The organism is Kribbella sandramycini (genome assembly GCF_013131805.1).
GTDB lineage: Bacteria > Actinomycetota > Actinomycetes > Propionibacteriales > Kribbellaceae > Kribbella > Kribbella sandramycini.
Window position 1 is genome coordinate 815,907 of sequence record NZ_JABJRC010000003.1, and the last position, 24,395, is coordinate 840,301.

29 protein-coding genes and 1 tRNA gene are annotated in these 24,395 nt (G+C 67.5%); 19 read left to right on the forward strand and 11 right to left on the reverse strand.

What is annotated here, in order from left to right; genetic code table 11:
• Positions 1-145: 145 nt before the first annotated feature.
• Positions 146-1,363, reverse strand: coding sequence for an MFS transporter (locus HPO96_RS17395; protein ID WP_171674481.1), 1,218 nt, complete (start codon positions 1,361-1,363; stop codon positions 146-148).
• 8 nt (positions 1,364-1,371) lie between these two features.
• Positions 1,372-2,577, reverse strand: a complete 1,206-nt coding sequence (locus HPO96_RS17400) for an MFS transporter (RefSeq protein WP_171674482.1) — start codon at positions 2,575-2,577, stop codon at positions 1,372-1,374.
• Positions 2,578-2,813: 236 nt separating this feature from the next.
• Between HPO96_RS17400 and HPO96_RS17405 the strand changes: the two genes are divergently transcribed.
• A tRNA-Ser gene (locus HPO96_RS17405) sits at positions 2,814-2,902 on the forward strand.
• Positions 2,903-3,068: 166 nt separating this feature from the next.
• Here the strand turns inward: HPO96_RS17405 and HPO96_RS17410 are convergent.
• The 3 genes from HPO96_RS17410 to HPO96_RS17420 form a co-directional block, all read right to left on the reverse strand.
• Positions 3,069-3,512: a hypothetical protein gene (locus HPO96_RS17410; RefSeq protein ID WP_171674483.1), complete on the reverse strand. Its 444-nt coding sequence runs from the start codon at positions 3,510-3,512 to the stop codon at positions 3,069-3,071.
• Positions 3,513-3,578: 66 nt separating this feature from the next.
• The gene (locus HPO96_RS17415) at positions 3,579-4,166 is read right to left on the reverse strand and encodes a GNAT family N-acetyltransferase (protein ID WP_171674484.1); all 588 of its coding nucleotides are present in this window, start codon (positions 4,164-4,166) and stop codon (positions 3,579-3,581) included.
• A complete protein-coding gene (locus HPO96_RS17420; protein WP_171674485.1) occupies positions 4,163-4,996 on the reverse strand; it encodes a GntR family transcriptional regulator in 834 nt (277 codons plus the stop codon). The genes HPO96_RS17415 and HPO96_RS17420 overlap by 4 nt, the downstream gene beginning before the upstream one ends.
• Before the next feature lie 129 nt (positions 4,997-5,125).
• Here HPO96_RS17420 and HPO96_RS17425 point away from each other — a divergent pair, with 129 nt between their 5' ends.
• The 15 genes from HPO96_RS17425 (at position 5,126) to HPO96_RS38290 (ending at position 16,399) form a co-directional block, all read left to right on the forward strand.
• On the forward strand, positions 5,126-5,353 hold the full coding sequence (locus tag HPO96_RS17425; RefSeq protein ID WP_171674486.1) for a hypothetical protein: 228 nt from the start codon (positions 5,126-5,128) through the stop codon (positions 5,351-5,353).
• Entirely contained in the window at positions 5,350-5,547 is a 198-nt protein-coding gene (locus tag HPO96_RS17430; RefSeq protein ID WP_171674487.1) for a hypothetical protein, read from the forward strand. The genes HPO96_RS17425 and HPO96_RS17430 overlap by 4 nt, the downstream gene beginning before the upstream one ends.
• An 89-nt stretch (positions 5,548-5,636) precedes the next feature.
• The gene (locus tag HPO96_RS17435) at positions 5,637-5,882 is read left to right on the forward strand and encodes a DUF6284 family protein (RefSeq protein ID WP_171674488.1); all 246 of its coding nucleotides are present in this window, start codon (positions 5,637-5,639) and stop codon (positions 5,880-5,882) included.
• The gene (locus HPO96_RS17440) at positions 5,879-6,346 is read left to right on the forward strand and encodes a DUF3307 domain-containing protein (protein ID WP_171674489.1); all 468 of its coding nucleotides are present in this window, start codon (positions 5,879-5,881) and stop codon (positions 6,344-6,346) included. The genes HPO96_RS17435 and HPO96_RS17440 overlap by 4 nt, the downstream gene beginning before the upstream one ends.
• On the forward strand, positions 6,343-6,606 hold the full coding sequence (locus HPO96_RS17445; protein ID WP_171674490.1) for a hypothetical protein: 264 nt from the start codon (positions 6,343-6,345) through the stop codon (positions 6,604-6,606). The genes HPO96_RS17440 and HPO96_RS17445 overlap by 4 nt, the downstream gene beginning before the upstream one ends.
• Complete coding sequence (locus HPO96_RS17450) at positions 6,606-6,815, forward strand: hypothetical protein (protein WP_171674491.1); 210 nt, start codon at positions 6,606-6,608, stop codon at positions 6,813-6,815. Before HPO96_RS17445 ends, HPO96_RS17450 begins: the two co-directional genes overlap by 1 nt.
• Entirely contained in the window at positions 6,815-7,822 is a 1,008-nt protein-coding gene (locus tag HPO96_RS17455; RefSeq protein WP_171674492.1) for a hypothetical protein, read from the forward strand. Before HPO96_RS17450 ends, HPO96_RS17455 begins: the two co-directional genes overlap by 1 nt.
• Before the next feature lie 21 nt (positions 7,823-7,843).
• A complete protein-coding gene (locus tag HPO96_RS17460) occupies positions 7,844-10,108 on the forward strand; it encodes an ATP-binding protein (RefSeq protein WP_171674493.1) in 2,265 nt (754 codons plus the stop codon).
• Between the two features lie 299 nt (positions 10,109-10,407).
• Complete coding sequence (locus tag HPO96_RS17465; protein WP_171674494.1) at positions 10,408-10,668, forward strand: hypothetical protein; 261 nt, start codon at positions 10,408-10,410, stop codon at positions 10,666-10,668.
• 21 nt (positions 10,669-10,689) lie between these two features.
• On the forward strand, positions 10,690-11,667 hold the full coding sequence (locus HPO96_RS37615) for a DNA cytosine methyltransferase (protein WP_202885992.1): 978 nt from the start codon (positions 10,690-10,692) through the stop codon (positions 11,665-11,667).
• Positions 11,664-12,086, forward strand: coding sequence for an RRQRL motif-containing zinc-binding protein (locus tag HPO96_RS17475; RefSeq protein ID WP_238355151.1), 423 nt, complete (start codon positions 11,664-11,666; stop codon positions 12,084-12,086). The genes HPO96_RS37615 and HPO96_RS17475 overlap by 4 nt, the downstream gene beginning before the upstream one ends.
• Positions 12,087-12,109: 23 nt before the next feature.
• Entirely contained in the window at positions 12,110-12,979 is an 870-nt protein-coding gene (locus HPO96_RS17480) for a bifunctional DNA primase/polymerase (protein WP_171674495.1), read from the forward strand.
• Positions 12,976-14,637 carry a YfjI family protein gene (locus tag HPO96_RS17485; protein ID WP_171674496.1) on the forward strand — a complete coding sequence of 554 codons (1,662 nt, stop codon included), beginning with the start codon at positions 12,976-12,978 and terminating at the stop codon, positions 14,635-14,637. Before HPO96_RS17480 ends, HPO96_RS17485 begins: the two co-directional genes overlap by 4 nt.
• 179 nt (positions 14,638-14,816) lie before the next feature.
• Positions 14,817-15,023 carry a helix-turn-helix transcriptional regulator gene (locus tag HPO96_RS17490; RefSeq protein WP_337796681.1) on the forward strand — a complete coding sequence of 69 codons (207 nt, stop codon included), beginning with the start codon at positions 14,817-14,819 and terminating at the stop codon, positions 15,021-15,023.
• Positions 15,023-16,399, forward strand: a complete 1,377-nt coding sequence (locus HPO96_RS38290; protein WP_171674497.1) for a tyrosine-type recombinase/integrase — start codon at positions 15,023-15,025, stop codon at positions 16,397-16,399. The genes HPO96_RS17490 and HPO96_RS38290 overlap by 1 nt, the downstream gene beginning before the upstream one ends.
• Before the next feature lie 275 nt (positions 16,400-16,674).
• On the opposite strand, the gene HPO96_RS17500 is transcribed toward HPO96_RS38290, so the two are convergent.
• The gene (locus HPO96_RS17500) at positions 16,675-17,547 is read right to left on the reverse strand and encodes a nuclear transport factor 2 family protein (RefSeq protein WP_171674498.1); all 873 of its coding nucleotides are present in this window, start codon (positions 17,545-17,547) and stop codon (positions 16,675-16,677) included.
• Between the two features lie 77 nt (positions 17,548-17,624).
• Here HPO96_RS17500 and HPO96_RS17505 point away from each other — a divergent pair, with 77 nt between their 5' ends.
• On the forward strand, positions 17,625-18,404 hold the full coding sequence (locus HPO96_RS17505) for an aminoglycoside adenylyltransferase domain-containing protein (RefSeq protein WP_171674499.1): 780 nt from the start codon (positions 17,625-17,627) through the stop codon (positions 18,402-18,404).
• Here the strand turns inward: HPO96_RS17505 and HPO96_RS39895 are convergent.
• Together HPO96_RS39895 and HPO96_RS17515 are read right to left on the reverse strand one after the other, a co-directional pair.
• Positions 18,358-18,690: a GNAT family N-acetyltransferase gene (locus HPO96_RS39895; RefSeq protein WP_171674664.1), complete on the reverse strand. Its 333-nt coding sequence runs from the start codon at positions 18,688-18,690 to the stop codon at positions 18,358-18,360. The two genes, HPO96_RS17505 and HPO96_RS39895, sit on opposite strands and share 47 nt — an antisense overlap.
• Complete coding sequence (locus tag HPO96_RS17515) at positions 18,641-19,513, reverse strand: glycoside hydrolase family 16 protein (protein ID WP_202885993.1); 873 nt, start codon at positions 19,511-19,513, stop codon at positions 18,641-18,643. Before HPO96_RS17515 ends, HPO96_RS39895 begins: the two co-directional genes overlap by 50 nt.
• Before the next feature lie 100 nt (positions 19,514-19,613).
• On the opposite strand from HPO96_RS17515, the gene sigJ reads away from it, so the two are divergent.
• Entirely contained in the window at positions 19,614-20,489 is an 876-nt protein-coding gene (gene sigJ / locus HPO96_RS17520; protein WP_171674501.1) for an RNA polymerase sigma factor SigJ, read from the forward strand.
• Here the strand turns inward: sigJ and HPO96_RS17525 are convergent.
• Positions 20,473-21,192 (reverse strand): phosphotransferase family protein, encoded by a 720-nt coding sequence (locus HPO96_RS17525; RefSeq protein WP_171674502.1) that lies wholly within the window; start codon positions 21,190-21,192, stop codon positions 20,473-20,475. The two genes, sigJ and HPO96_RS17525, sit on opposite strands and share 17 nt — an antisense overlap.
• 69 nt (positions 21,193-21,261) lie before the next feature.
• Here HPO96_RS17525 and HPO96_RS17530 point away from each other — a divergent pair, with 69 nt between their 5' ends.
• Complete coding sequence (locus tag HPO96_RS17530; RefSeq protein ID WP_171674503.1) at positions 21,262-22,539, forward strand: FAD-binding oxidoreductase; 1,278 nt, start codon at positions 21,262-21,264, stop codon at positions 22,537-22,539.
• 61 nt (positions 22,540-22,600) lie between these two features.
• Here HPO96_RS17530 and HPO96_RS17535 read toward each other — a convergent pair whose 3' ends face one another.
• The gene (locus HPO96_RS17535) at positions 22,601-23,452 is read right to left on the reverse strand and encodes a VldE C-terminal domain-containing protein (RefSeq protein WP_337796682.1); all 852 of its coding nucleotides are present in this window, start codon (positions 23,450-23,452) and stop codon (positions 22,601-22,603) included.
• A 259-nt stretch (positions 23,453-23,711) separates the two neighbouring features.
• The gene (locus HPO96_RS17540; protein ID WP_171674505.1) at positions 23,712-24,359 is read right to left on the reverse strand and encodes a TetR/AcrR family transcriptional regulator; all 648 of its coding nucleotides are present in this window, start codon (positions 24,357-24,359) and stop codon (positions 23,712-23,714) included.
• Positions 24,360-24,395: the final 36 nt, after the last annotated feature.

Here is a 24,395-nt window from a genome sequence, read left to right on the forward strand (position 1 = left end):
GACCTCACACCCCGGGCGGCGGAATCCGGTGCGGCCGTCCACATCGGAGGTGGGAGGCTCGGCCGTCCGGATGATCCGGGAGAGAACCACGAACTAGGAAAACATTAGAACAGATGTTCGAACGAATGCAATAAATGCTGACCCGTCAATCGGCTGTCTGCGCCGACCCCGGCAGCACCCGCGCGACGGCCGCGATCGTGACCGCGGCGACCAGCGCCAGCACGGCCGTCGCCAACCACGGCAACTCGTGCCGCACCTCGAAAAGCTGCGCGAAGAATGCCGGCGTCAGCACACTCGCGAACGTGAAGCTGTACTGCCAGTACGAAAGGTACTTTCCACGTCCGACAACCGGCGCCACCGTCGCGGCCAGAGCGTTGTTCGTCGCTGAGTGCAGCAGGCTCGAGAACGCATAGACAGCAGTCCCCAGCACCAGCACCACAGCGACCAGCCCCTCCGGCAGCCGCGTCAGCGACGCCATCACCAGCGCCCACACCGCCCAGCCGACACCACAGACCACCAGCACCGTCGTGCGCCGACGCGTCTCCGTCCGCCGGACGACGATCGTCTGCCCAGTCGCCAGTACGACGGACACCCCGGCCAGCAGTACGCCGACCAGCCACTCCGGCGCCGGAAGCGCATCGGTGACGTACACCGGCAGCCCAACGCCCAGCATCATCATGGCCGTCGCCAGCAGCGTGTTGGCCGCGATGAGTACCAGAAACGGCTTGTCCTTCCGCAGTAGCGGCGCCGGCCCGGAGTCCTCGACGGTCCGCGCGTGGTGAGACGGATGCAGCCGCATCAGCAGCACTCCGGCCACGCAGAACGTCACCGCGTTCAAACCCATCGCAACCAGGAACGACGTCGTCCCGCCGATCGCCAGCAGCACTCCGGCCGCCAGACCGCCCAGTGCGAACCCGCCGGCCTGCATCATCCCGCCCAGCCCGAACCAGCGGTCCCGGTCGCCCTCGTCTGCGACGTCGGCCAACAGCGTAAAGATCGACGACCAGAACACCCGTTGGCCCATCGTGGTCACCAGTGCGCACAGAAAGAGCAGCCAGAGCGAACGTCCGAAGAAGAAGCCGACGAACGCCGCCCCCTGCGCCCACTGCGCGCCAATCACCAGGTTGCGTGGTCCGAACCGATCGATCACCACTCCGACTGCGGCCGGGGCCGCGATCGAGAAGAGCGTGGCGAACGTGAGCACGAGCCCCGCCGTCCCCAGTGGGATGTCGGCGACGCGAACGAAGTACAGGAGCAACAACGGCCCAGCGCACCCGCCACCGAACGAGTCGATCGCCAGCCCGGCCAGCAGCGGCACCCGGCCCCGGATGTTGGGTAGTCCTAGCGAGGTCGCGGATGGCATGCGTCCACTCATACATGCCGCAGCGGCCGCCAGGCCACCGCAATTGTCACCACCATGGCCCCAAACGCGCCGAAGAACGGCGCTGTCAGCCCGTACTGCTGAGCCAGTACGCCGCCGAGCGCAGAACCGATCGCAGCACCACCAACAGACGCCAGCAAATACACGCTGTTCACCCGACCCATCAGCGGCTCAGGCGTCGCCAACTGCCGCGCAGTGGTCGAAACGATCCCCCAAACCACCGCATGGACGCCGAACACCGCCATAGTCGCCCCAGCAACCCAAGGACTCCGCGTAAGCGCCAGAACCAGGTGTACGGCGGTCTCGAGCACCAGCCCGGCCCTCAACAGCGCCAGCGTCCCGACACGCGGTTCGAGCAGGTGGTACACCGGCATCCCGAACACACCACCCACCGCGCCCGCTGCAACCAGCAACCCGAACTGCGTATCGCTCAGACCGAGCCGCTCACGCGCGTACAGCACCCACGTCGCGAACGCCGCACAGAAGGTGATGTTCATGACCAGAATCGACCACGCCAACGTCCGTACGCCGGCATGTCCCCACAGCCACTGCAGACCAGCACGAACCTCGGTCCACAACGCCGTACCGGCCGGTTCCGGCGCCGGGCGGACCGAGACACGCGAGATGAGCACAGCGGCCGCCGCAAAGGTCACTGCGTCGAACACGAGCGGCACACCGGCCCCAGCAGCGAAGAGCAACGCACCCAGCGGCGGTCCACCGAGCTGCTGCAGCACAGTGCCAGTAGCGAACAGCCGCGAGTTCGCCTTACCTAGCTGGTCCTTCGGCACCGCACTGACCAGCAGAGCGCCAGATGCGTTATCCGCAAGCGTTTCCGCCGTGCCAAGCAGGAACAGCGCCAGGTAGATCGCCCACAGCGGCGACGTCCCCAGCAGAACAGCCGCACCCAGCGCAGCAAGCACCACAGCCCGAAACACATCGGCAGCGATGATCATCGCCCTCCGGTCGAGCCGATCGACCAGAGCCCCACTGAACAGCGCAAACAGCAGCCAAGGCAACTGCTGCACAAAAGCCGCCGCCCCGACCGCGGCAGGCGCACTGGTGATCGACGCAACCAGCAACGGCCCAGCCGCCAGCAGCGCCCCGTCACCAAGGTTGGAAATGATCGCCGCCGGCCAGATCCGGCGGAAGTCCGCGCCCAGCGCGGAAGGCAGCACAATTTCCCGAAGGGAAGACATGAGGAATCTCCAAAGGGCATGACAAAAGACGGACCGACCGGCAGACCCCGGCCGAATGCCCGATCAGCAGCGAATCAGCAAGCCGACCGGACGGTGGCAGCCATGTCCTCGAACGACCGAGACATTGCTCTCACCTCCGTCCCACACCCAGGCGGCACCTCCGCCCTTCACCCCCGGACCTTACCGCCTCCCCCACCCCCCTGCGCTATCCTCGACCCTCGGCGGCAAGCCGCCAGGGAGGGCTCGCATAGCGGCCGAGTGCGCTGGTCTTGAAAACCGGTATGGCGGGTGACCGTCATCGTGGGTTCGAATCCCACGCCCTCCGCGGAAAGTGCTTCTGAGCTGGAAGAACGTGAGGTCACAGCCTCCTAGGAGGCCTGTCCGGTGGTGTCCGGTCGCATCCGGCCAGAAGCGGCCGATTTCGGGCATCTGTGGCAAATATGCGCCAAATTCCAGAGGCCTCAAGTTGGGCGGAGGCGGCCGAACTCGGGCTAGGCCTCAGCCTGCCCGTCATAGGGCCGTAGTCGCTTGAAGTCAGCGACCTCGTCGCTGGACATCTTCCTCAAGAGCGACGCGTGTGCCCATCGGCCTGGGTCGAGGGGGTGCCGTTCCAGGTAGGTCAGGTAGCCGTACCAGCCGTCGTGCTCGCGAGCCCACATCTGGAGGAGAGCGACCTCGGTGCGGGTGGGTGCGATCGACAGTTCGACGTGCACTCCAGGCGAGACCCAGTGAGCTCCGGCATCCGCGCGGTCGTCGGTGCCGGCGTACCTGAGTGACAGGATCGCTGCCTGGAGCCCCGCGTCGTTGCCCGTGAGTCGTCTCGCGATCCATCCGAACCAGACGTTGTCCCAGATGCCGTAGCTGAATGGCGGCGGTGCCGGCGACTCCAAGTCCCACTCCGGGATGAAGCGCATGATCGCACGCCAGTCGCTCACGTGTTCGAATCTAATGCATGTGAGCCTCGCATCGCCAGGCCAGCGAACCGCTCGACCGCCGCCTAGCTAGTTCCGTGCAGCACCGCCCGGAAACTCTGCGCCTCCGAACGTGTGATCGATGAGGGTTGCGGCCGAGCTGGTTGCGAGCCGGAGTTCGGCAGAGCGCTCGAACAGCGCGCCGGACATGCGGGTCGGGTGCGTTCGGGTGGTCAGGTAGTGGAAGCCTCGATCGAGGTAGTACTTGTGGAGTCCCTTGTTGTCGCGCCAGCAGTCGAGGCGAAGCCAGAGCGCGCCGGCCATTTCGCTCCGATATCCGGACCAGTCCAGCAGGATGTCGCCGAGACCGGAGCCACGATGGTCGGAGCGGATGATGAATTTGTAGAGGTATAGCGCCGGTTCTTTGAGCTCCTCGGGAGTCCAGAAATCCGGGTCGCCAGCATCGAGTGACAGGCTGGCGACGATCTCACCTTGGTCGGTAGATACAACGAAGGTGCTGCCAGCGCCGATCCATCCTTTGATTACCCGAGCACCGTAAGCGCTTTTGGTCCATTGTTCGATTCCGGCTTCGCGCAGCCAATCCTCGGCATGTCGCCGAAGCGCCAGCACGGCCTCGACGTCTTCCTCGCCTGCGGCCCGGATGTGGTAGGTCGTCACTTGCTCTCCCCGGTGTTCGGTAGGCGGCGTTCCGGAACGGGCAAGTCGTAGGTGATGACCTGTCGATCGCCGGCCCAAATGTGGATCAGTACGCGAACGCGGCGGCCGGTCTCATCGATACCAATTCGTGCATGCTGTCCGACGGCCGTTGTTGGCGATAAAGCCATTAATTCAGCTTCTTCCGTGGTCGGCATTCGGACTTCGATATTGTCAATGAATCGCACTTGCCGGAACCCGAGTGCGTAATAGATTCCGCCCGGCAAGGTAGTGTCCCCAGGATTCATTAGGGGAGCGCGGCCATCGATCATCTTGTAGGCGATATCTGGCGGAGTCCACGTGTCGGCGATCATCGCGACGCGCTCCGGAATGCCGTCGGCCGGGCGGCTGACGAGGCGTAGACGGCGGCGGCGTACTGCAGGCGTGCCGACTGCAGGGAGTTGGAGGAATTCGGCGACCTGCGCGGGTGCCGGCAGCTCGCGGACGTCGACCACGACCTGGCGGCCCTCCCAGCCCGCTGCCTCGACGCCGGACAGCCACTGATCCTTCCCGACGGCCGGATCGTCGGTGTAGGCACCCAGTTCGAACTTGGACATGTCGAACGTGAGCCGCATGTGCTGACTGACGACGCGGCCACGGCTGCCACCGAGGTCCTCGATCAAGCCCTCGCTCTCCAGGCGACCGACGGCGGCGCGCACGGTATTTCGGGACAGGCCGGTTTGCTTGATCAGCTCACGCTCCGAGGGGAGCCGGTCCCCCGGCTTGAGCTCCTGTCGTTCGAGGCGGCCTAGGAGGTCCTCGTAGAGGCCTTCCCATCGCGTCGTGCTGTTCACCCGGTTCTCTCCTGTCCTCGGTCCCCATTGGACGGTACCAAGCAAATTTGGTTGGCACCAAGGGTTGCGCCGGGATCACTTTCTGTGGTTTGGTTCCACCCAAGAGAGCTTGGTACCAACCAAGCAAGCATGGATCAGACCAAGCCGCACGGCGGCGAACAGATAGCGACCGAAGCGGAGCACAACGTGAGCAACGACAAGAACAAGACGTACCTGGTGTGGCGCAACGGCAAGGCGGAGGACGTGTCCTACGCGGAGTGGCAGAAGTGCATCCAGGCCACGAATGCGAAGTGGGACGTGATCGAGGCGGCGGAATCGGTCGTCAACGAGGCCGCGAAAAAGTGGTGGCGTCGGTGAAGGGCGATCAGAAGCGCGCGGTGGCTGAGTACAAGGCTGCTGTGCGGGATCTGGAGGCGCTGCAGGTCGAGCAGGCCAGACAGGGCATTCGGGCCGAGAACCCCGCCTATCACGCAGCCCACGACCGGGTGTTCGGCGCGGCGCAGAAGGTCAACGCGCTGCGCGCTTTGGCCCTAATCGTTTCCGGCCACTGAACCCCGACCAATGAGGTGACGCCCCGGCGGATAGCAGCCGCCGAGGCGTCCGGGTCGCACCAATCCATTCGCTAGAAGGAGCACAACCCGTGAACATCATCCCCCGTTCGGAGTACTACGGCGAGGACCCGACGCCGGCGGATCTGGCCGCGATCGAGGCGGAGTGGCCGCAGATCGCCGCCGAGTTGGACGTCCTGGACGCCGAGATCGCCGAGCTGACGAACAGCCCCTACATGTCCGAGCTCGACCGCCGGCGGGTGCGCCGCGCTGAGCGCCGGGTGCTGGACGCCCACCGCGAGCCGACCGTCACCCCGAACTCGAAGGACGCCGCATGAGCGCCGATTTCGCCGCCTACCTGGCGGCCCTGCTGGCGGCCCACACGGTGGCCGATCACTGGATTCAGACCCACCACCAGGCGATGTGCAAGGCCAAGCCCGGCCTGACCGGCGCGCTCGCGTGCCTGCGTCACGTCGCCACCTACACCGCGACCACGACTCTGCTCGGTCTGCTCGTCTGGCAGGTTCTTGACCTGGAGCTGAGCTGGCTGGGATTCCTGGCTGGACAAGCGCTGTCGGCGGTGACGCACTACGTCGCTGACCGCCGGGTGCATCTGGAGCGGTTCGCGCGGTGGATCGGGAAGGCCGACTTCCTCAAGCTCGGTGTCCCGCGCACCGGCCTTGATCGCAACGGCAACCCGTACGACGACAACCCGTCGCTCGGCACCGCGGGCTATTCGCTCGATCAGTCGTTCCACCACCTGTGCTTGTTCTTCGCGGCCTTGCTGACGGTGATCTTGTGATCGGCCGGCGGCGCGGAACGGATCGCGAACCGGAGCTGGTGGACGTGTACGCGGAGCGGCTCGGGGTCGAGTCCCGCGGCGCGGTTCCCGGTGAGTTGGTCGCGCAGTTCGAGCACCTCGCGCGGCTCGTGCTCGGTGGGGAGATGCCCCCGGCCGGCGCGGTGTCGGCTGAGGGTGCGGCGGCGTTCGGCGAGCTGTGGGTCTTGGACTCGTTCCTGACCGACGCCCGCAATGCCCTGACCGGCAAGGGAGTGCAGTGATGAGCAACGAGATCGAGCAGCGCAAGAACTTGCATCGGGCGCTGCAGCGGCACACCGACCGTCACGTGCACTTCACGGCCGCGTTCATGGCCTCGTTCGTCGCGCGGGTTCTGCCGGTTGAGCAGCTGGTGGAGCTGGTCGGCGCGCTGGACGCTGCGAAGCCGATGCAGTGGACGGACACGGGCAGCGGGCCGGGGGTGGAGCACTGATGACCACGAATAGGGACGTAGCGGTCGCCGCGCCGGCGAAGCCTTCGCGGATGGACCAGTTGCAGACCCAGGCGGCTGAGGCCTCGCAGGTGCGAGCGCTGTCGACGCACCCCGACGTGGTGGCGCTGCGAGTCGAGAAGATCCGCACTCAGGTCGACGTGTTGATGTGGGTCGGGATCGTGCTCGGTCTGGCGTTCACGATGGTCAACGTTCAGGCCTTCGCCGCCCAAGGTGCCGAGCCACGATCGCTGCCGTGGTTCGCGGCCTGGCTGCTCGACCCGATGGTTTCGCTGGTGCTGATCGCGGTGCTACGGGCTGAGCAGATCACCGCCCGGTACCAGGTGTTCGACAACACCAAGTGGATCAAGCGGACCAAGTGGTTCGCGTTCGTCGCAACGTACGTGATGAACACGTGGGCGTCGTTCGTTCACAAGGATGTGGCCGGGATCGTGCTGCACTCGGTGCCGCCGCTGCTGGTGTTCTGTGCCGCTGAAACCGCGCCGATCCTGCGGGACCGGCTCACCGAGGCGGTGCTGCGAGCCGAGCAGGCCGCCCAGGCTGCCATCAGCTCCACGGCTGTACAGGTCGAGGAGGCGGGGGCATCTCCTATCCCGGTCGAGGTGGCACCGGCGGCTGAGCTGCCAGCCGCCCCCACAGCCACGGAAACGGCCGTACGGGACGAGTTGCCCGCTCCCACCGACAAAGCACCGGCCAAGCCGGGCCGTTCCCGCACAGGGGCACGGAAGCCCGCGAAGAAGCCGGGCAAGGCCAAGCCCGGCCGCAAGTACACCGCCGACTACGTGGCCGACGCGTTGGCCACGATCGAGTCCGCCGGCGCGCCGGACGACGTCACCCCGGCGTGGGCGCGCCACACCACCGGCTGCTCTGCCGGCCTGTCCGCCAAGGTCGCCGCGACCGTGCGCGCCGAACTGGCCGCCCGCGCTGCTGGCACGACTTCCCAGACCATCACCGCTACCCGTCCGGACGTTGTCCGGTCGGCGGCGTAACCCAGGACCGGAGACGGGCTCATGGACAACGTGCACAAGCTCCACCCCGACCACGACGATGACCGCGACGAGACCGTGCAGGACGTTACCGGCATCGTCCACGAACCGGCCGAACGCGTCGACGACACCACCGAGCCGATCGAGGCCGAGGTGATCGACGGTGAGGTGATCGAGGGCGAGATCCTGACCGAGGAGGAGTCGGCCGAACTCGACCGCCGGATCGCCAACCGCGGCGCGCTGGTACGCCGGACCGTCACCGGCGCCCAAATCGCCACCCGCGCGGTCGTCACCGTGTCCACCCACGACCGCACCAAGACCGCCGGCAAGGTCGTCCTGCGGGAGTCGTACACGATCGTGCAGGGCCTGGAGTCGTGGGCCAAGCGCGCCTGGGACGCCTCGACGCAGGGCGTCTACCGGCGGCAGATCAAGGCCGCTGAGGCGGTCGGCGACCGCGAGGAGTTGAAGGAGTGGACCGACCGCAAGGAGGCCGCGACCGAACGCCGTCACCGTCGCCTGATGGACCTGCCGAAACTCGCGTGGGGTGTCCTCAAGGTCGTCGTCGCGACGGCGGTCGGGGTGCCGTTTCTGGTGCTGCTGATCGCGATCCTCACCAAGGCGACCGGGCACGGCTCGTTCACCGGCGTGTGGCTCGGGTTCTTCGCGCTGATCGGGTTCCTGATCGCCGCCGGCGCGCTGCTGTGGACCGCGCTGTCGATCGCCGGGCCTTTCCTCGTGCTGATCGCCGCGCACCGGGAAGGGAAGCGGCGTGCGGAGCCACCCCAGTGGCTGGTCACGACCGCCGATGCCGAGTGGGACGCCGCGATCGATGAGACGACGATCGCGAACGCTCTGCAGGCTCTGCGGATCACTGCAATCACGCAGTACCTCAAGTCGGGTTTGAAGCTGCAGTTCATCACCCCCGCTCGGGTCGACGGGCGCGGAACGCACGCCGTCGTCCGGCTGCCTGCCGGCGTCACGGCAGAGCTGATCGCCCGCCGCCGCGCCCAGCTCGCCACCGGCCTGCACCGGGCCGCGAAAGAGGTGTGGCCGACGACCGGCACCGAGGCCGGAATCCTCGACATTTGGATCGCGGACAAGGGCGCGCTGGCAGAGGGCGCGGGTGAGTACCCGTTGCTGTCCGGCGGGCTGGTCGACGTGTTCAAGGGCGTCCCGGCGGGGCGGACGCTGCGCGGTGACGCGCTGCTCGCGCCGATCATGGAACGCAACACGATGACCGGCGGCATGCCCGGTCAGGGCAAGTCGTCCGCGGCGCGGGCGATCATGGCCGGGTGCGCGCTCGACCCGACCGCTGAGCTGCGGATTTGGGTGCCGGACACGAACTTCGACTTCGAGGTGTTCAAGCCCCGGTGCGCCTCCTACGTCATGGGCGCGGACGAGGATTCACTGAAAGCGATCCGGGACCAGCTCGTGAACGTTCACGAGGAAGTTCAGCGGCGCGGCGAGCTGCTGATCCGTTACGAGGTCCCGGCCGTCACACGTGAACTCGCTTCCGCCGGCGTCGGGCTACACCCGCTGATCTGCCTGCTCGAAGAGGCGCACGTGGCGATCACCGACGACACCTACGGCAAGGAGATCTCCAAGCTCCTGGTCGAGATCGTGAAGCTCGGACGCAAACGCGGTATCCACATGATCGTCTCGACCCAGGCACCGACGCGGGACTCGATGCCGCGCGACGTCACCCGCAACTGCTCCAACGGCATCGCGTTCGCGGTCGGCGACCACGTCGCCAACGACGCCCTCCTAGGCCAAGGTGCCTACAGCGCCGGCCACCGGGCAACCGAGCTGATCCCCGGCACCGACAAGGGCACCGCCGTAGTCAAGGGCTTCACCGGCGAACGTTCGCAGATCCTGCAGTGGTACTACCTCGACGTTGCCAAGGGCAATGACCAAGTCACCCCGATCATCAAACGCTCCCTGGACGCGATCGCCAAGCTCGGCAAGAAGATCCCGGACTCGGTGCCGGTCGAGATCGAGACCCGTGACCTGCTCACCGACCTGGACGAGGCGCTCGGGGACGAGGTCCGCCCGATCGCCGACGTCCCGGCCCTGCTGCGCGAACAGGCCCCGACCTGGACGCCGTACAAGAGCCTGACCGGCAAAGCGCTACGCGAACTGCTCGACCGCGAACACGGCATCAAGGTCCCCTCGACCGGGAACCGCTACCCCCTCGATCCGGTCACGATCCGTGACGCGATCGTCCGGCGCGAGCAGGACGGCGGCACCGACGAAGACAGCGGCGCGGACGGCTCGGAGCTGGCGAGTTAGCCGGATGCCGGGAGCCCGAAACACGCGAAATCCGGCTTCGATCAGCGGTTTCAGGCTCCCGGTTAACTCGCCTCACTCGCTAACTTCCCGCAGGTCAGAGCCACATTAACCCCCATCGCCGGCCCGAGTTAGGAACCTAACCCGCTCAGCGGCACCTAACCGTCCCGCCTCCTCAAATCCGGCAGCACCGCTCAGGGTGCCTGCCGTAGCCCGTCACACCCTGATCCGACTACAGAAAGTAGCGAATCGTGATCGCCGTCCCGACACCCACCCCACTCCCTGCCCCGACCTTCCCGCCGGTGCCGGACCTTCCCGAGCTGCCGACCGGACCGATGCGCACCGTCGCGCTCGTGACCTTCGCGGTCGCCGCGCTTGTGCTCCTGACTGCCGCCTACCTCGCGTCCTGCCGGATCTGGCCCTACGCCAACTGCACCCGCTGCAACGGCGCGGGCAAGTCCCGATCGCCCAGCCGCAAAGCCTTCCGCAACTGCCCCCGCTGCCAAGGCACCGGACGCCGCGAACGCGCCGGCACCAAGTACCTCAACCGCAACAACCACTGACCCCGCAGGAAGGAACCACCGATGACCACCCCCACCAACACCGGGCTCCGGCTCGTGTCGCTGTGCGCAGGGATCGGCGGCATCGACCTCGCGTTCCACCGCGCCGGTATCCCCGCCGCCGCGGCCGTCGAGATCGACCCGGCCGCGCGCGGTGTCCTGGCCGATCGCTTCCCGCAGACCGTGCTGTTCGACGACGTGACGAAGGTGACCGCTGATGACCTCATCGCAGTTGGAGTTGTTCCCGACCGAACCGTTGTCGCTGCCGGGTGGCCCTGCCAGGGCAACTCATCTCGCGGCCGTCGCGGCGGCCTGGGTGACCCACGCAGCGGCTTGTGGATGCACATCGCGCGACTGCTGGCGGAGCTACATCCCCGTTGGTTCGTCGGCGAAAACGTCCCTGGCCTTCTGTCGGTCAACCAAGGCCGCGACTTCGGGCTCATCGCCGACGACCTGGCCGGTCGCGGGCTGGAGTTCGCCTGGCGGATGCTGGACGCTCGCGGCTTCGGAGTACCCCACCGACGCCGCCGACTCGTCCTTGTCGGACATCGTGGAGACCTCCGGGCCGCACCTGTCCGCGTACTCCTTGAACCCCACCGTGTGCCGGGGCATCCTCACCCGCACCACCCGCCGACGCCGGCGAATCCCGACACCACTACGCCAGGCACTGGAGACGGTCGCGGCAACGGAATCCGCGGCGGCCTGACGGACTGGGCACCCGCGTACTCGCACTCGCTGGTCAGTCATGGCGGCAACGACAAGCAAGACCCGTCGATGGTCACCTACGTCGTCCAGCCCCACACCGGGCCGCGCCGGCTCACCCCGTTGGAGTGCGAGCGGCTCCAGGGCTTCCCCGACGGCTGGACCGCCACCTCGAACGGTCGCGCGCAGGCCGACAAGGCGCGGTACGCCCAGCTCGGCAACGCCGTCGCCGTTCCCGTCTTCGAGTGGATCGCGCGACGCCTTCTGGCCGTCGACGCGCGGGCAGGGGTGGCGGCATGACGGGCCTGGACCGGGCGAGCCTGCACCCGGCGGCGTCGCGGTGGATCGAGCTGTGGAACGGGAAACAGGCCCTCGGCTGGGACCATCACGGGACACCGGTGTTCAAGTTCCGGTGGGCACCCGGCGGACTCGCCACCCGCCGCCAACTCCGCGCGATGCGGATGTGCCCAGGCGGTCAGGAGCCCTACGCGCTGCTCGTGTGGCGCAACGGCAAGCGGTGGGCCTGGCTGTACCGGCTCGACCTGGCCAAGGCATCCCGGCCGGCGTCACCAGCCCAGCTCAACGCCCTGGACAAGGCCATGGAAGCGCGCCGCACGTGCGGGCTGTGCCGGACCGTCACCGACTACTGCATCCCCACCTCGGACGGCCGATGCCTGGACTGCATCGACGCCGCCACCACCTACGGCTTCGCCGCCTGACCCGACTCGAGAACGGAGAACCCATGAACGACTTGCTGACCGCCGCACTCGCAGCTGCCGGACGCGGCTGGCCGGTGTTCATGCTCGGTCGCTCCAAGCGCCCGGTCGCCAACTGCGATGACTGCCGCGACGGCGAGCACGGTCCCGCTACGTGCGGGCATCTGACCTGTCACGGGTTCTACGCCGCGACGACCGACCCGGCCCGGGTCGCCGCGATCGTGGATGCCGTGCCGGGCGGACAGCTCGCGGTACGGACCGGCGCGGAGTCCGGGCTGGTCGTGGTCGACGTCGACCCGGCCCACGGCGGCGCGGGCAGCCTCGCCGAACTCGTCCGCTGCCAGCTGGTGCCGCGCACGTTGTGGGTCCTCACCGGGTCGGCCGGTCAGCACTTGTACTACCGCCACCCGGGCCGGGAGATCGCGTCGCGGCCGATGCCGGGCCGGAAGGGGATCGACATCAAAGCCGACGGCGGGTACGTCGTTCTGCCGCCCTCGATCCACCACCGCGCCCGCCGGCCCTACACCTGGGGCGGCGGCCTGGCCGAACCCGTCGAGATGCCCCCCGCGCTGATCGCCGCCTGCCAGCCGCCAGAGGCCGTCACACCTGCCGTGCGGCCCGAACCTTCTACCCGAGCGGGCGGGGGCATCTCCCACCCTGGACGGCTGCTCACGTCGCACCTGAACGCCGTCCGCAACGCACCTGAAGGGAGCCGCCGAACGACGCTCTACGGGGCCGCCAGAGGCGTAGCGCGGATGGTGCTGGCCGGCGCGATCGCGCACGCCGACGCCGTCGCCGCCTTGACCGCCGTAGGCCACGAAGCCGACCAGACCGCCCGCGAAATCCGGACCGCCATCACCGGCGGATTCCGCGACGAAGGGATCGCCGCAGCATGAGCGCCGAACACCTCCCGGACTGGCTACCGCCACTGACCGAACCGCCAGAAGACCCCTGGCAACCGGCCGAAGATCCCTGGCAGCCCGTCGCGCCCACACCGATCAGAACTCAGCACACACCATTGCATCGCGATCCCACGGCCACCCCGGCGCGCACCGAGGGCGCGCCGGCGTGGGACGGCGAGCCGGTGCCGTTGAAGACCGATCGGCTGCTGCGACCGTTCCCGGTCGAGGTGTTCCCGACCTGGCTCGCCGACCACGTCACCGCCGTTGCCGAGGCGACACAGACACCGGTCGACCTGGCCGGGTCAGTCGCGCTCGCCTGCCTGTCCACGGCCGCCGGCGGGAAGGTCCTCGTGCAGGTCGACCGGTCGTGGCTGGAGCCAGCCAACCTGTACACGGTGACCGCGCTCCCGCCCGGGTCGCGCAAGTCGCCGGTGTTCCGTGCGCTCACCGGAGCACTCGCCGAAGCGCAGGAGGCGCTGCAGGCCGCGACGGCACCGCAGCGGACCGAGCTGGAGGTGACGGCCCGGATCGCTGCCGCCAGGGCAGAAGACCTGGCCAAGAAGGCCGAACGCGCCACCGCCAACATCCAAGAAGCGCTCGCGGACGCGACGGCGGCCGCGAAGGAAGCCGCCGAAATCATCGTCCCGGCGCTGCCTCGGCTGACGACCGACGACGTCACCCCGGAGTCGTGCGTCTCGCTCATGGCGGCCCACGGCGGCCGGATCGCGGTGCTGTCGGCCGAAGGTGACGTGTTCGCCACCCTCACCGGCACCCGGTACGCCGCCGCGCCGAACCTGGGCGCGTTCCTCAAAGGCCACGCCGGCGACAAGATCGAGGTCGACCGCAAAGGCCGCGAGTACGAGTCGATCGACCGGCCCGCGCTCACCCTCGGAGTCACCACCCAACCCGGAACGCTGCAAGGCCTCGCAGCACAGCCCGGATTCCGGGACCGAGGCGTGCTCGCGCGGATCCTCTACAGCCTGCCCGTCAACACCGTTGGCCAACGCAACAACGAAGCCGACGAAGTCTCTGAACCCGTCGAGACCGCCTATCGCGACGCCCTGCGCACCCTCGTCCTCCAACTCGCCGACCACGACAAACCACACCACCTCACTCTGACCACCGACGCCCGCCGAACCCTGCTCGACTTCCAGAACTGGATCGAACCCCGACTCGACCCCCGCACCGGCCAACTCGCGCCCATCACCGACTGGGCCTCCAAACTCGCCGGCACCGTCGTCCGCATCGCCGCCCTCCTCCACCTCGCTCACACCTTCACCACCGGCTACGCCACACCCATCACCGCCGACACCATGCACGCCGCCGAACGCGTCGGCCGTTACTACCTCGACCACGCCCTGGCCGTCTTCGATCTCATGGGCGAGTCGAACCCGGCGTTGGACGACGCCCGCGAAGTCCTCGACTGGATCACCAAGTACTGCAACCGAACCGGCCGCAACGCCTTCACCCGACGAGATGCCCTCCGCTCCCTCCACGGCCGCGCCCGATTCGCCACCGCAGCCCACCTCGAACCCGCTCTTGAGCTGCTCGAAGACCACGGCCACATCCGCCGCCCCGGGACCGACAAGCCTGGCAAGGGCCGCCCGCCGTCGACCTACGAAGTCCACCCCGCCGTCCTCCACCCACAGTGACAAAAGTGACAAAAGTGCCCCAGCCCTGATTTTTGTCACTTTTGTCACTGTGCCTGGCCACCCGTGAAGACCACCCCCCGCAGTCCCCGCGAGGCAGTGACAAAAGTGACAAAAATCTGCCGTCCGGACTTCTGTCACTTTTGTCACCGTCGCTCGGCTCTCTGAAGGAGACCTCACCTGTGAGCACCACGACACCTATCAACAGCCGTGAGCGACTGACTGTCGCCGAAGTCTGCGCAGACCTTCGCGTAGCCCGCTCCACGTTCTACGAGTGGCGAGTGAAGGGCATCGGCCCGCGCTGCATCAAGCTGCCGAACGGCGAGCTTCGCGTACGCCGAACCGAACTAGAACTTTGGCTGGACAGCCGACAGGAGGAAGCAGCCTGATGGAAACCACCTTCGACGTACGCATTTTCAAGAAATTCCAGATCTATGAGCGAGTCAACGGGAAGAGCACCTATCGGGTCCGGTGGACGGTCGCCGGCGAGACGCATGGTCTTTCCTTCACGAGTATCACGTTGGCGGAGGGGGAGCGGTCTCGACTGCTCAGCGCTGTTGGTCGCGGCGAAGCCTTCTACATCGATACGGGCCGCCCGATCTCCGAGGCGCGCGCAGCGGTGAGCAAAGTGACTTTCTACGGGTTCGCCTGCGAATACGTCGACATGAAGTGGCCGAACGCGGCGGCGAACACCCGGCGCAGTATCGCCGATGCGCTCATCACTGTCACTCCGGCTCTGTTGAAGGGCCGCAAGACAGGCGAGGAAGCAAAGGCGATGCGGAGAGCCCTACATAAATGGGCGTACAACACCGCGCACCGGGAGTCGGCACCGGAAGATGTTCAAGAGATTCTGAAGTGGGTTGACCGCAATAGTCGGCCGCTCGCTGATCTTGCGAAGAAGGACACGATCCGCGCTGCGCTCGATGCGGTAGGCAACAAGCTGGATGGGAAGCCCGCTTCGACGACTTACGCCGGACGGCGACGTGCTGTGTTGTGGAACCTGTGCGAATACGCGATCGAGCGTGGGTACCTCTCGAAGAACCCGATCACCACCGTCAAGCGAGTATCCAAGCCGACTCGACTTTCCGATGTTGTTGATCCGGCGACCGTGCCCAATCCACAGCAGGCGGAAGAGCTCTTGCTGGCCGTTGCGAAGCAGCCCGGGAGTGGTCCAAGAATGGCCGCGTTCTTTGGCAGCATGTACTACTCCGCTCTGCGTCCTGGCGAGGCTGCAGACCTGACGCGACCGAACCTTCATATCCCCGAGGTAGGGCGCGGCAAGCTGTGGCTGACGGGATCGAACCCGTTTGCGGGTGGGGCTTGGACCGATACCGGTGAGGAGCACGACAAGCGGCAACTCAAGCATCGTGAGAGAGGCGCTGGCCGATGGGCACCTTGCCCGTCCAAGATGACCTCACTGTTCCACCGCCACTTGGAGGACTTCGGGGTTGATGCTCAGGGGCGCTTGTTCTGGGCCGAACGCGGGGGTGGCCCAGTGCCGGGGAAGACCTATCAAGAGATCTGGAGAGCGGCGCGCATCGCCGTGCTCGGTGAGGAGACCGCGCGAACATCGAACCTGGCACGCCGGCCGTACGACCTCCGGCACGCCGCAGTGTCGACCTGGTTGGCGAGCGGGGTGGAACCGAAGCGCGTTGCCGAGTGGGCTGGGCAGTCGCTAGAAGTGTTGATGCGGATCTACGCGAAGTGTCTTGACGGGCTTGAGGAGCAGGCCCTCGACCGGATTGAGAGCAAACTTGGGGCCTGACGTGAGGTCCACGACCGACCGGCTCCCGGCCCAGAAGGGTCGGGAGCCGGCGGTGTTCCTGGCGTCTCACGCCAAATACGCGTCAAACCGCCGACGATCGTCACACTCCGGGACTGCTCCCGCCCAGGTCAGAGCCACATTTGGCCTTGAGGTGCCTCCTGGTCTTGAAAACCGGTATGGCGGGTGACCGTCATCGTGGGTTCGAATCCCACGCCCTCCGCAGTCGGCCCCTTCGCCCGGGTGGGTGAAGGGGCCGGTTCGGTTCGGTTTCGGGATCAGGGGCCGGTGCGGGGGGTCATCATGTCGTTGCCGCTGAGGCTCTGGTCGCGGGGGACCTCGTACTGGTAGAGCTCCCAGTGCTCGACGATCTTGCCGTTGTCGACGCGGTAGACGTGCATGGCGATCACCGGGGTGGGGGTGATGTTGCGGAGGCGCGCGTGGACGACGACCTCGTCGCCTTCGGCCATGATCAGGCCGGGCTCGAAGGTGGCGTCCGGTGGGAGAGCGAGGATGGACTTGCGGAGCTGTACCAGGCCGCTGGGGGTGAGCGGGTCGTGCTGGGTGTACGGCTCCTTGTAGTAGCGGGGGATGATGCTGAGGTTGCGCTTGACCATGGTCTCGTTGAGGGCCGTGGCGACGATGCGTTCGTTGTCGTGGCGGTTCGGCTTGCTGGGCTTGCCCCGGGTGACCATCGGGTTCCCGTTGGCGGACTCCGAAGCGGGGACTTCGGTCATGACGACGTCCCACTGCTCGACGATCTTGCTGCGATCGAACCGGAAGACGTCCATCACGATCTGGGTGACCGCGCTCCGGCCGGTGACTCGGGACTGCAGCATCACGTAGTCGTCGTCCGCGATCATCTTGAAGACGTCGTAGCGCAGCTTGGGCTTCTGGCGGATGAACTGCTTGAGACCCGTTGCGCCGTTGGCGATATCGGGGCTGTGCTGGACGAGCGACTGCCGGAAGTACCGGTCGACGGCTTTGAGGTCGTGCCGGTTGAACAACTCGTGCACCACCGCCTTCGCCACCTGTTCGTTCCGGATCTCCTGCCAGGTCCGCGGGTTCGGCGCGTGGGACGCCGAGGCCACCGTCGGAGTCGCGGCCATCAGCACGGTGAGAGCTGCTGCGATGGTTGCTTTGAGCTTCATACCTCGACGCTAGGCGGGCTGGGCGCAGCTTCTGTCGTACCAGTTTCCCTAGGTCTGTGAGTCCTACAGTGGTGACCATGATGCGCGGGCAGTCCTGGGCGGACTGCGATCCAGATGTCCGGGAGTACGTGGTCGACGCAGTAGAAGCGACCGGCCTGGCCACTGCGGGCGTCTACGTCCACGGCTCACTCGCGATGGGCTGCTACTACCGGGGCCGGAGTGATGTGGACCTGCTGGTGGTAGTGCCGGAGGCGTTGCCAGCCGCCGACCGAGGGCGCGCAGCGAGAGCCCTGGCCGAACGGGCCGCCGGCCGCCCGATGGTGGGCGATCTGGAGCTTTCGGTGCTGACGACAGAGCAGGCGCGTACGGCGGTGCACCCACGCCCGTACGAGGTCCACTACTCGGAGGCGTGGACGGAGCGCATCCTGGCCGGAGCAGTCGACTACAACGACGACGGAGCTGATCCGGACCTGTCCGCACACATCAGCGTCGTACGAGCGCGTGGCGCAACTCTGAGCGGTCCACCACCAGCTGAGCTGTTCGCGCCGGTGCCCCACGAGCACTACCTGTCCGCCGTACTCGACGACCTGCACGACATCTTCGACGGCGACGAGCTGTTCGAACTGCCCGAGTACGGCGTACTGAACGCCTGCCGGACGCTAGAGCTCCTACAGAACGGCTCCGTCCTCAGCAAAGAGGAAGGCGCCCTCTGGGCACTCCAAAACCTCCCCCGAGCCCACCACCCCCTAATAACCCAAGCCCTAACCACCTACCGCGACGACACCCCACCCCACTGGAACCCCACAGCCCTCAACACCTTCCGCCACTTCGTCCTCGCAACCATCCCCCGCGGCTGAGGCTGAAGCTCCGAGTAAGTGCCGGCGTGCCGAGGTAGGTCTCCAGACCCTGCTCGGCGGTTTCGGTCATGCCGAGGCCGACGAGGATGCGGATCGAGTGTTCGTTGGACTCTGCGGCCGCCGCGTCGATTGCCTCGAGCTGCAGCGTGGCGAAGCCGCAGTCCACTGCGAGGCGGGCGATGGCGCTACCGAGGCCCTGACCCCACCGGCTGGACGGACCGACGACGTACCCCAGCTCACGTCGCTCTGGCTCCGTCCCGTCCGACCACGTCAGTGCCCTGTACAGCGGCCAGCCGGATCAGACTCGGCTGCGGGTCGTCGACGATCCAGCGTAGGGCGGCGGACGGTTGGTCGGCGTGCTCGGAGCCGCGGAGGTGGTCGATGGTGAAGGTTGGGGTTAGGTGGGTGTCGGCGCCGGTGGAGCGGTCGGGGAAGTCGAAGACGGCGAGCATTAGTTGGAGGGGGTAGGTGGGGGCGCCGGTGCAGCGGCGTACTTCGGTGCCGTCTACTGAGAAGACTGCTAGGCCGTCTGACCAGGTGACGGCGTAGGTGTGGAATTCGCTGATGTCGATGGGGAGGCGTACTGCTTCGAAGTCCTCGGTGGTGGAGGGGTCGCGGAAGCTGTGGAGGCCCATGCCGACGGCTGCGGAGGCGCCTGGGGCGACGGCGTCGCCGAATACCTCCATGATGCAGATTTCGGCGCAGTGGTCGGGCTGGTCCTCCAGGCCGATCATCCAGAGGGCGGCCATGGAGCGGGGGCTGAGGTTGGCGCGTGCGCGCAGCTCTACGCGTCCGCCGGCCGGAGTCCAGCCCCAGAAGGGCGGCTGCGCCTCGCGGACCAGCAGGCCGTCGCGGTACGGCTGCTGACCTACTGTGCTGCCGACCGGCCCGGAGTAGTTGCCGGACTGGATGCCTGACACCCGCAGGTCCGGTGTGTGGTCGCCCGCGCACCACAGGCCCTGACTCGGCGGAATGCTGAGCGTGAGGCAGGAGTCACCCAGCTCGTACGTCGCTGCGGTCGCGGCGCGTGAGCTCCAGTGCGGAAGGTAGTACGGCGACCAGACGGACAGATCGAGCGTGGCGTCGTCGAAGCCGTCGTCGAGCGTCATGCGGTCCATCATCCGGGTTGTCGGCGTCGTGTCACATGATGGTGCCCCGATCCGTCAGGGACTGTGACCGAGCGGGCAGATCTTTCGACAGGAGTGACCAGTGGACGAGCGGGACCTGTTGGCACAGGGGTTCGAGCAGCACCGGGACCACCTGCGCGGAGTGGCGTACCGGATGCTCGGCTCACGCGCTGAGGCCGAGGACGCCGTCCAGGAGGCCTGGCTGCGGCTCAACCGGTCAGATACGAGCGACGTCCTCAATCTGGCCGGCTGGCTGACCACTGTGGTGTCGCGGGTCTGTCTGGACATGCTGCGCACCCGCAAGTCGCGCCGCGAGGACGCACTGGACACCTTCGTCCCGGATCCGGTCTCGCTGCGCACAGTCGACCCCGAGGAGACCGCAGTCCAGGCCGATGCGGTCGGACTGGCGATGCTCGTCGTCCTGGAGACCCTCTCACCGGCAGAGCGGCTCGCCTTCGTCCTGCACGACATGTTCGGCCTCAGCTTCGACGAGATCGCCGAAATCGTCGGCAAATCCCCCGTAGCGGCCCGTCAGCTCGCCAGCCGCGCCCGCCGCCGCGTCCAAGGCGCACCGGCCGACCAAACCGACCCAGGCCGCCGCCGCGAGGTAGTCGAGGCCTTCATTGCCGCCTCCCGCAACGGCGACTTCGAGGGCCTCCTGCTCCTCCTCGACCCCGACGTCGTACTCCGAGCCGACGCCGGCCCCGACCAACACACCGGCCCCGCCGTCTCCAAACTCGTCCGCGGCGCCCTGGCCGTCGTCGAACAAGCCCTCACCTTCACCCGCCTGGCCCCCCACACCCACCTGGCCCTCATCGACGGCGCCCCCGGCACCATCACCCTCGTCAACGGCCGCCTCCAAGCCGTCTCCACCTTCACCATCACCAACAACCGAATCACCGAACTCAACATCCTCGCCGACCCCACCCGCCTATCCACCCTCACCCTCGAACCCTGATCAACCCGAGCAGGCGCCGCGCCTGCGCGTCGGCCGTCCCCGACGGGTTGCGCTGCGCACTCGGCCCGCCAGGTCCGATCAGCACCAGCCAGAACGCGGCCCACAGACACCGGGCCGCATGGAGGCGCGTCGGGTCGACCGGGAAGCGCTCGAGAAGGTCGTTCCACAGCGTGCCACGGCCGGCCAGATGCTCGACCAGGTTGGCCAGCTCGAACGTGCGGTCGCCGAGCCCGGCGTCCTCGAAGTCGATGATGCGGACGCACTCGCCGTCCCACAGATAGTTCGCAAGGTTCGGGTCGCCATGCCCAACGACCGGGTCGTGGACGTCGGCCAGTCCGCTCGCCTGGTCGAGCCAGTCGGCAGCCTCCGCCGCAGCTGAGCCGATCACGCCAGCACGACTGCGGAGGATGGCGAGGCCGTCGGCCGTCCGGGTGAGCAGGGAGGGCACCTCCAGGGGGAGGAGATCTGCGGGCGGCACGGACCAGAGCAGCTGGAGGGCATCGCCGAGGGCCGGTAGCTGGCGACGGGTGAGCGGGGCGGAGAGCGGCAACCCGGGGAGATGGGTCATCTCGACCCAATCGGTGCCGCGACGAAGCGGAGACGGCACAAGGCTGGGACGGGCTCTGGACAGCGCAGTGAGGGTGGCCCATTCGCGGTCCGGCTCGGCGCGGGACCACGAACTGAAGCGCTTGGTGAAAGTCATCGCGAGCAGGATGTCAATTTTGTGGGGGCTTCTTCGACGTGTTGGTGAGACGAGCGAAGGAGATGCGAGATGAGTGCGCAGGTTGTGGTGGCGGGGCGGGGCGATGTGGTGGGTGGGTTGGTGGGGGCTGGGTTTGGGGGGCGGTTGTGGGTGGCGGGGGAGGCGGAGTACGACGTTGAGCGGCGGGCGGTGGCGCCTTCGCTTGACTCGCGGCCACTGGTGGTGGCTGAGGCTGCAGGGCGGGGGGATGTCGAGGTGGTGGTGCGGGTGGCGCGGGAGTACGGCGTACCGGTGGCTGTGCAGGCTACTGGTCACGGGACGAAGGTGCCGGCTGATGGTGGCATTTTGCTCAAGACGACTCGGCTGACTGGGGTGTTCGTCGATCCGGAGCGGCGGGTGGCTCGGGTGGCGCCTGGGGCGCGGTGGGGTGCTGTGTTGGAGGCGGCGCGGCAGTTCGGCCTGGCGCCGCTGTCGGGGTCGTCGAAGGATGTCGGTGTTACCGGGTACACGCTCGGTGGCGGAGTCGGTTGGCTGGCGCGCAAGTACGGTTTCGCGGCTGACAGTGTGCTTCGGGCAGAGGTGGTCACGGCTGACGGACGTGTCGTGACTGCGACCGCAGAGCAGCACCCTGACCTGTTCTGGGCGATCCGCGGCGGTACCGGCAACTTCGGCATCGTCACCGCACTGGAGTTCCGCCTCTACCCAGTGCAGACCGTGTACGCCGGAATCGTCTACTACGGCATCGACCGCGCCCCTGAGCTCCTGCGCCGCTACCGCGACTGGACGAAGCACATCCCCAACGAGCTCAGCACAGCCGTCGTCCTGACCCGCATCCCCGGCACCGAGCAACGGGCGGTCGCCATCAAGGTCCTGTACGCCGGTGCCGCCGACCTCGCCGAACACCTCCTGAAACCGCTCTTCGAGGTGGCCGGGCCGCGCCTCGCCGGTGCGCTGACCACGATCGAGTACGCCGATGCCGCGATGGGCGGGACGCCGACCCGGCACCTGGACTTCCTCGACGACCTCACCGACCACACCATCGACACGCTCGTGGCGCTCGACGACGACCCGACGGTCGAGATCCGGCACTGGGGTGGCGCGATGGCGCACCCCGGCCCGGGCGCCGGCCCGGTGGGCCACCGGGCCGCGGCGTACTCACTCATCGTCGACCGCGAGCTCCCGCCCGGCCTGCTGCCGGACTCCGGCCGCACGTTCGTGAACTTCCTCGGTGACCACGGCCGCGCGACGACGGCGTACGCCGAAGCCGACCTGGACCGCCTCCGCGCCGTCAAACGCGCCTACGACCCGACGAACTTCTTCCGTCTGAACGCGAATATCAAGCCCTGAGCACGCGCAACGGCCCGGTTCCCAGGAGGGTGGAACCGGGCCGTTACGGAGCGCGGAAAGCTCAGACCGTGCCTTGGTTGCCGTACACGCTGACGTGCACGTGGTCGTAGTGGTTGGCCGTGGCGCCGCCACGGTCCTCCATCGCGCGCCAGCCTTCGCTGCTGCGCTGGACCGTCCAGATGTGCTGCTCCCAGAGCAGCTCGCTGATGCCGAGCTTGCGGTAGTTCGCCTTCAGCCAGTCGGCGACCTCCTGGCCGAGGGAGCCGCTGACCATGATGTCGAGCGCGCGACCGGTCGAGTGCTCCGAGCCGGAGTCGCCGGCCCGCATCCCGCCGTACGACGTGATACTCGGGAACTTCGCGCAGACCGCGCGGTGCACGCGGATGGCGTCCTTGGTGAGGCCGCTCTCGACCGACGAGCCGGACTTACAGGCGGACTGCGAGATCCCGCCCGCGACGGCCTCGACCGGCTTCTTCAGCGCCAGGTACTCGGCCTTGACCCAGCGGGACTTGCCGTTGCTGACGATCTCGGCCCAGATGCCGTCGACCTTGCCGGTGATCGAGACCTTCGTGCCGCGCTTGAGGACGTCGAGCAGGACGCCGGTCAGCGGGACCGTCCACACGTTCAGATCGGTGGTGGTGAACTTCGTGCCGATGATCTTCGGCGGCAGCGCGGCCGCGGCACGCGTCTTCGCGGCGGTCGGCTTCGGGATCGGCGCCTGCTTCTTCAGGTGCTTGGCCGTCGGGCTCGCGGCGGGTTTTGGGGACTGCTTCAGGTTCAGCGGGGGGCGCAGGGCGTCCCGGCTGGTGGCCGCATCGCGCGCCAGCTGCAGGGGAGAGCTGGCGATCGGGGTGTCCACCTTGACGTCGTGACCGGGGAGTGCGGCCGCCGAACCCGTGGCCACGAGTGCCACTGCCGCTCCGGGGATCGCGACCTTCACGATGCCGGGCCGGATCACCTTCGGGCGCGGTTGACGGTGCCGCGCCTGTCTATGCCGTCCTGCAGTCATGCTCTGTAACCCAATCTGCCGAGACCAAAACGTTATCGACCGGAGGAGTCAAGCACAGATCCCGGCAAGGTTCGCAATCGACCCGCGTTTTTAACGCATTACGAACACTTACGGCGGCGCGCCCGCGTGATCTGCCCGCTATCCGGATGTGATGGGGCCGAGATCAAACGCTCGGATCGCACAACGCCGTGATCAAGCCGCTCCCGACGAACTCCGCGTAACGCTCCGGTGACCAATCGCGGAGCAGGACCAGCAGTTCGTAGATCTCGACCGAGATGTATGTCCACAACACATCCGCGATCTCGGCCTCCGTGATCTCGGCTCGCAGTTGCCCGGTCTCGAGCAGGTGCCGGGCGAACATCGTCATCCCGGTCAGCCGCTCGTCGAGCAGGGTCTGCCAGGTCGCTCGCAGGGTCTCGTCGCCGTGCCGCCCGTCCCGGATCATGATCTGCACCCGCGCCGACCGCGCGGCCCGCTCCGCGACGCCGGCGGCGTACAGCCGGAGCTTGCGCCGGACGTCGGGCTCCGCCTGGACGGCCCGGGTCTCGGGGCGGTCGATCATCGCGACCGGCTCGTCGTCGCCGGCGATCACGAAGTCGAAGACCGCCTTGGCCAGCGCGGCCTTGGTGCCGAAGCCCTTGTAGATGCTCTCGGCCGAGACGCCCGCGCGCCGGGCGACGGCGGCGATCGTCGTCGCCTGGAAGCCGTCGGACTCGAACAGCTCGCGCGCCGCGATCACGACGTCGCGCCGTCGCCGGCGGGCCTGCTCGCGCCGTCCGGACGCGTCGTACTGCCTCTTGACTTCCGCCATGCGCCGTCCCATGCTTTTGAGTACAGTCAAACTGTA

Excerpts from the sequence above, each read along its gene's own strand:
- HPO96_RS17395 (WP_171674481.1), bottom strand. The coding sequence starts at position 1,363 with ATGCCATCCGCGACCTCGCTAGGACTACCCAACATCCGGGGCCGGGTG.
- HPO96_RS17400 (WP_171674482.1), bottom strand. The coding sequence starts at position 2,577 with ATGTCTTCCCTTCGGGAAATTGTGCTGCCTTCCGCGCTGGGCGCGGAC.
- HPO96_RS17425 (WP_171674486.1), top strand. The coding sequence starts at position 5,126 with ATGGATCAGACCAAGCCGCACGGCGGCGAACAGATAGCGACCGAAGCG.
- HPO96_RS17440 (WP_171674489.1), top strand. The coding sequence starts at position 5,879 with ATGAGCGCCGATTTCGCCGCCTACCTGGCGGCCCTGCTGGCGGCCCAC.
- HPO96_RS17450 (WP_171674491.1), top strand. The coding sequence starts at position 6,606 with ATGAGCAACGAGATCGAGCAGCGCAAGAACTTGCATCGGGCGCTGCAG.
- HPO96_RS17455 (WP_171674492.1), top strand. The coding sequence starts at position 6,815 with ATGACCACGAATAGGGACGTAGCGGTCGCCGCGCCGGCGAAGCCTTCG.
- HPO96_RS17460 (WP_171674493.1), top strand. The coding sequence starts at position 7,844 with ATGGACAACGTGCACAAGCTCCACCCCGACCACGACGATGACCGCGAC.
- HPO96_RS37615 (WP_202885992.1), top strand. The coding sequence starts at position 10,690 with ATGACCACCCCCACCAACACCGGGCTCCGGCTCGTGTCGCTGTGCGCA.
- HPO96_RS17475 (WP_238355151.1), top strand. The coding sequence starts at position 11,664 with ATGACGGGCCTGGACCGGGCGAGCCTGCACCCGGCGGCGTCGCGGTGG.
- HPO96_RS17480 (WP_171674495.1), top strand. The coding sequence starts at position 12,110 with ATGAACGACTTGCTGACCGCCGCACTCGCAGCTGCCGGACGCGGCTGG.
- HPO96_RS17485 (WP_171674496.1), top strand. The coding sequence starts at position 12,976 with ATGAGCGCCGAACACCTCCCGGACTGGCTACCGCCACTGACCGAACCG.
- HPO96_RS38290 (WP_171674497.1), top strand. The coding sequence starts at position 15,023 with ATGGAAACCACCTTCGACGTACGCATTTTCAAGAAATTCCAGATCTAT.
- HPO96_RS17500 (WP_171674498.1), bottom strand. The coding sequence starts at position 17,547 with ATGAAGCTCAAAGCAACCATCGCAGCAGCTCTCACCGTGCTGATGGCC.
- HPO96_RS17505 (WP_171674499.1), top strand. The coding sequence starts at position 17,625 with ATGATGCGCGGGCAGTCCTGGGCGGACTGCGATCCAGATGTCCGGGAG.
- HPO96_RS17515 (WP_202885993.1), bottom strand. The coding sequence starts at position 19,513 with ATGACGCTCGACGACGGCTTCGACGACGCCACGCTCGATCTGTCCGTC.
- HPO96_RS17525 (WP_171674502.1), bottom strand. The coding sequence starts at position 21,192 with ATGACTTTCACCAAGCGCTTCAGTTCGTGGTCCCGCGCCGAGCCGGAC.
- HPO96_RS17530 (WP_171674503.1), top strand. The coding sequence starts at position 21,262 with ATGAGTGCGCAGGTTGTGGTGGCGGGGCGGGGCGATGTGGTGGGTGGG.
- HPO96_RS17540 (WP_171674505.1), bottom strand. The coding sequence starts at position 24,359 with ATGGCGGAAGTCAAGAGGCAGTACGACGCGTCCGGACGGCGCGAGCAG.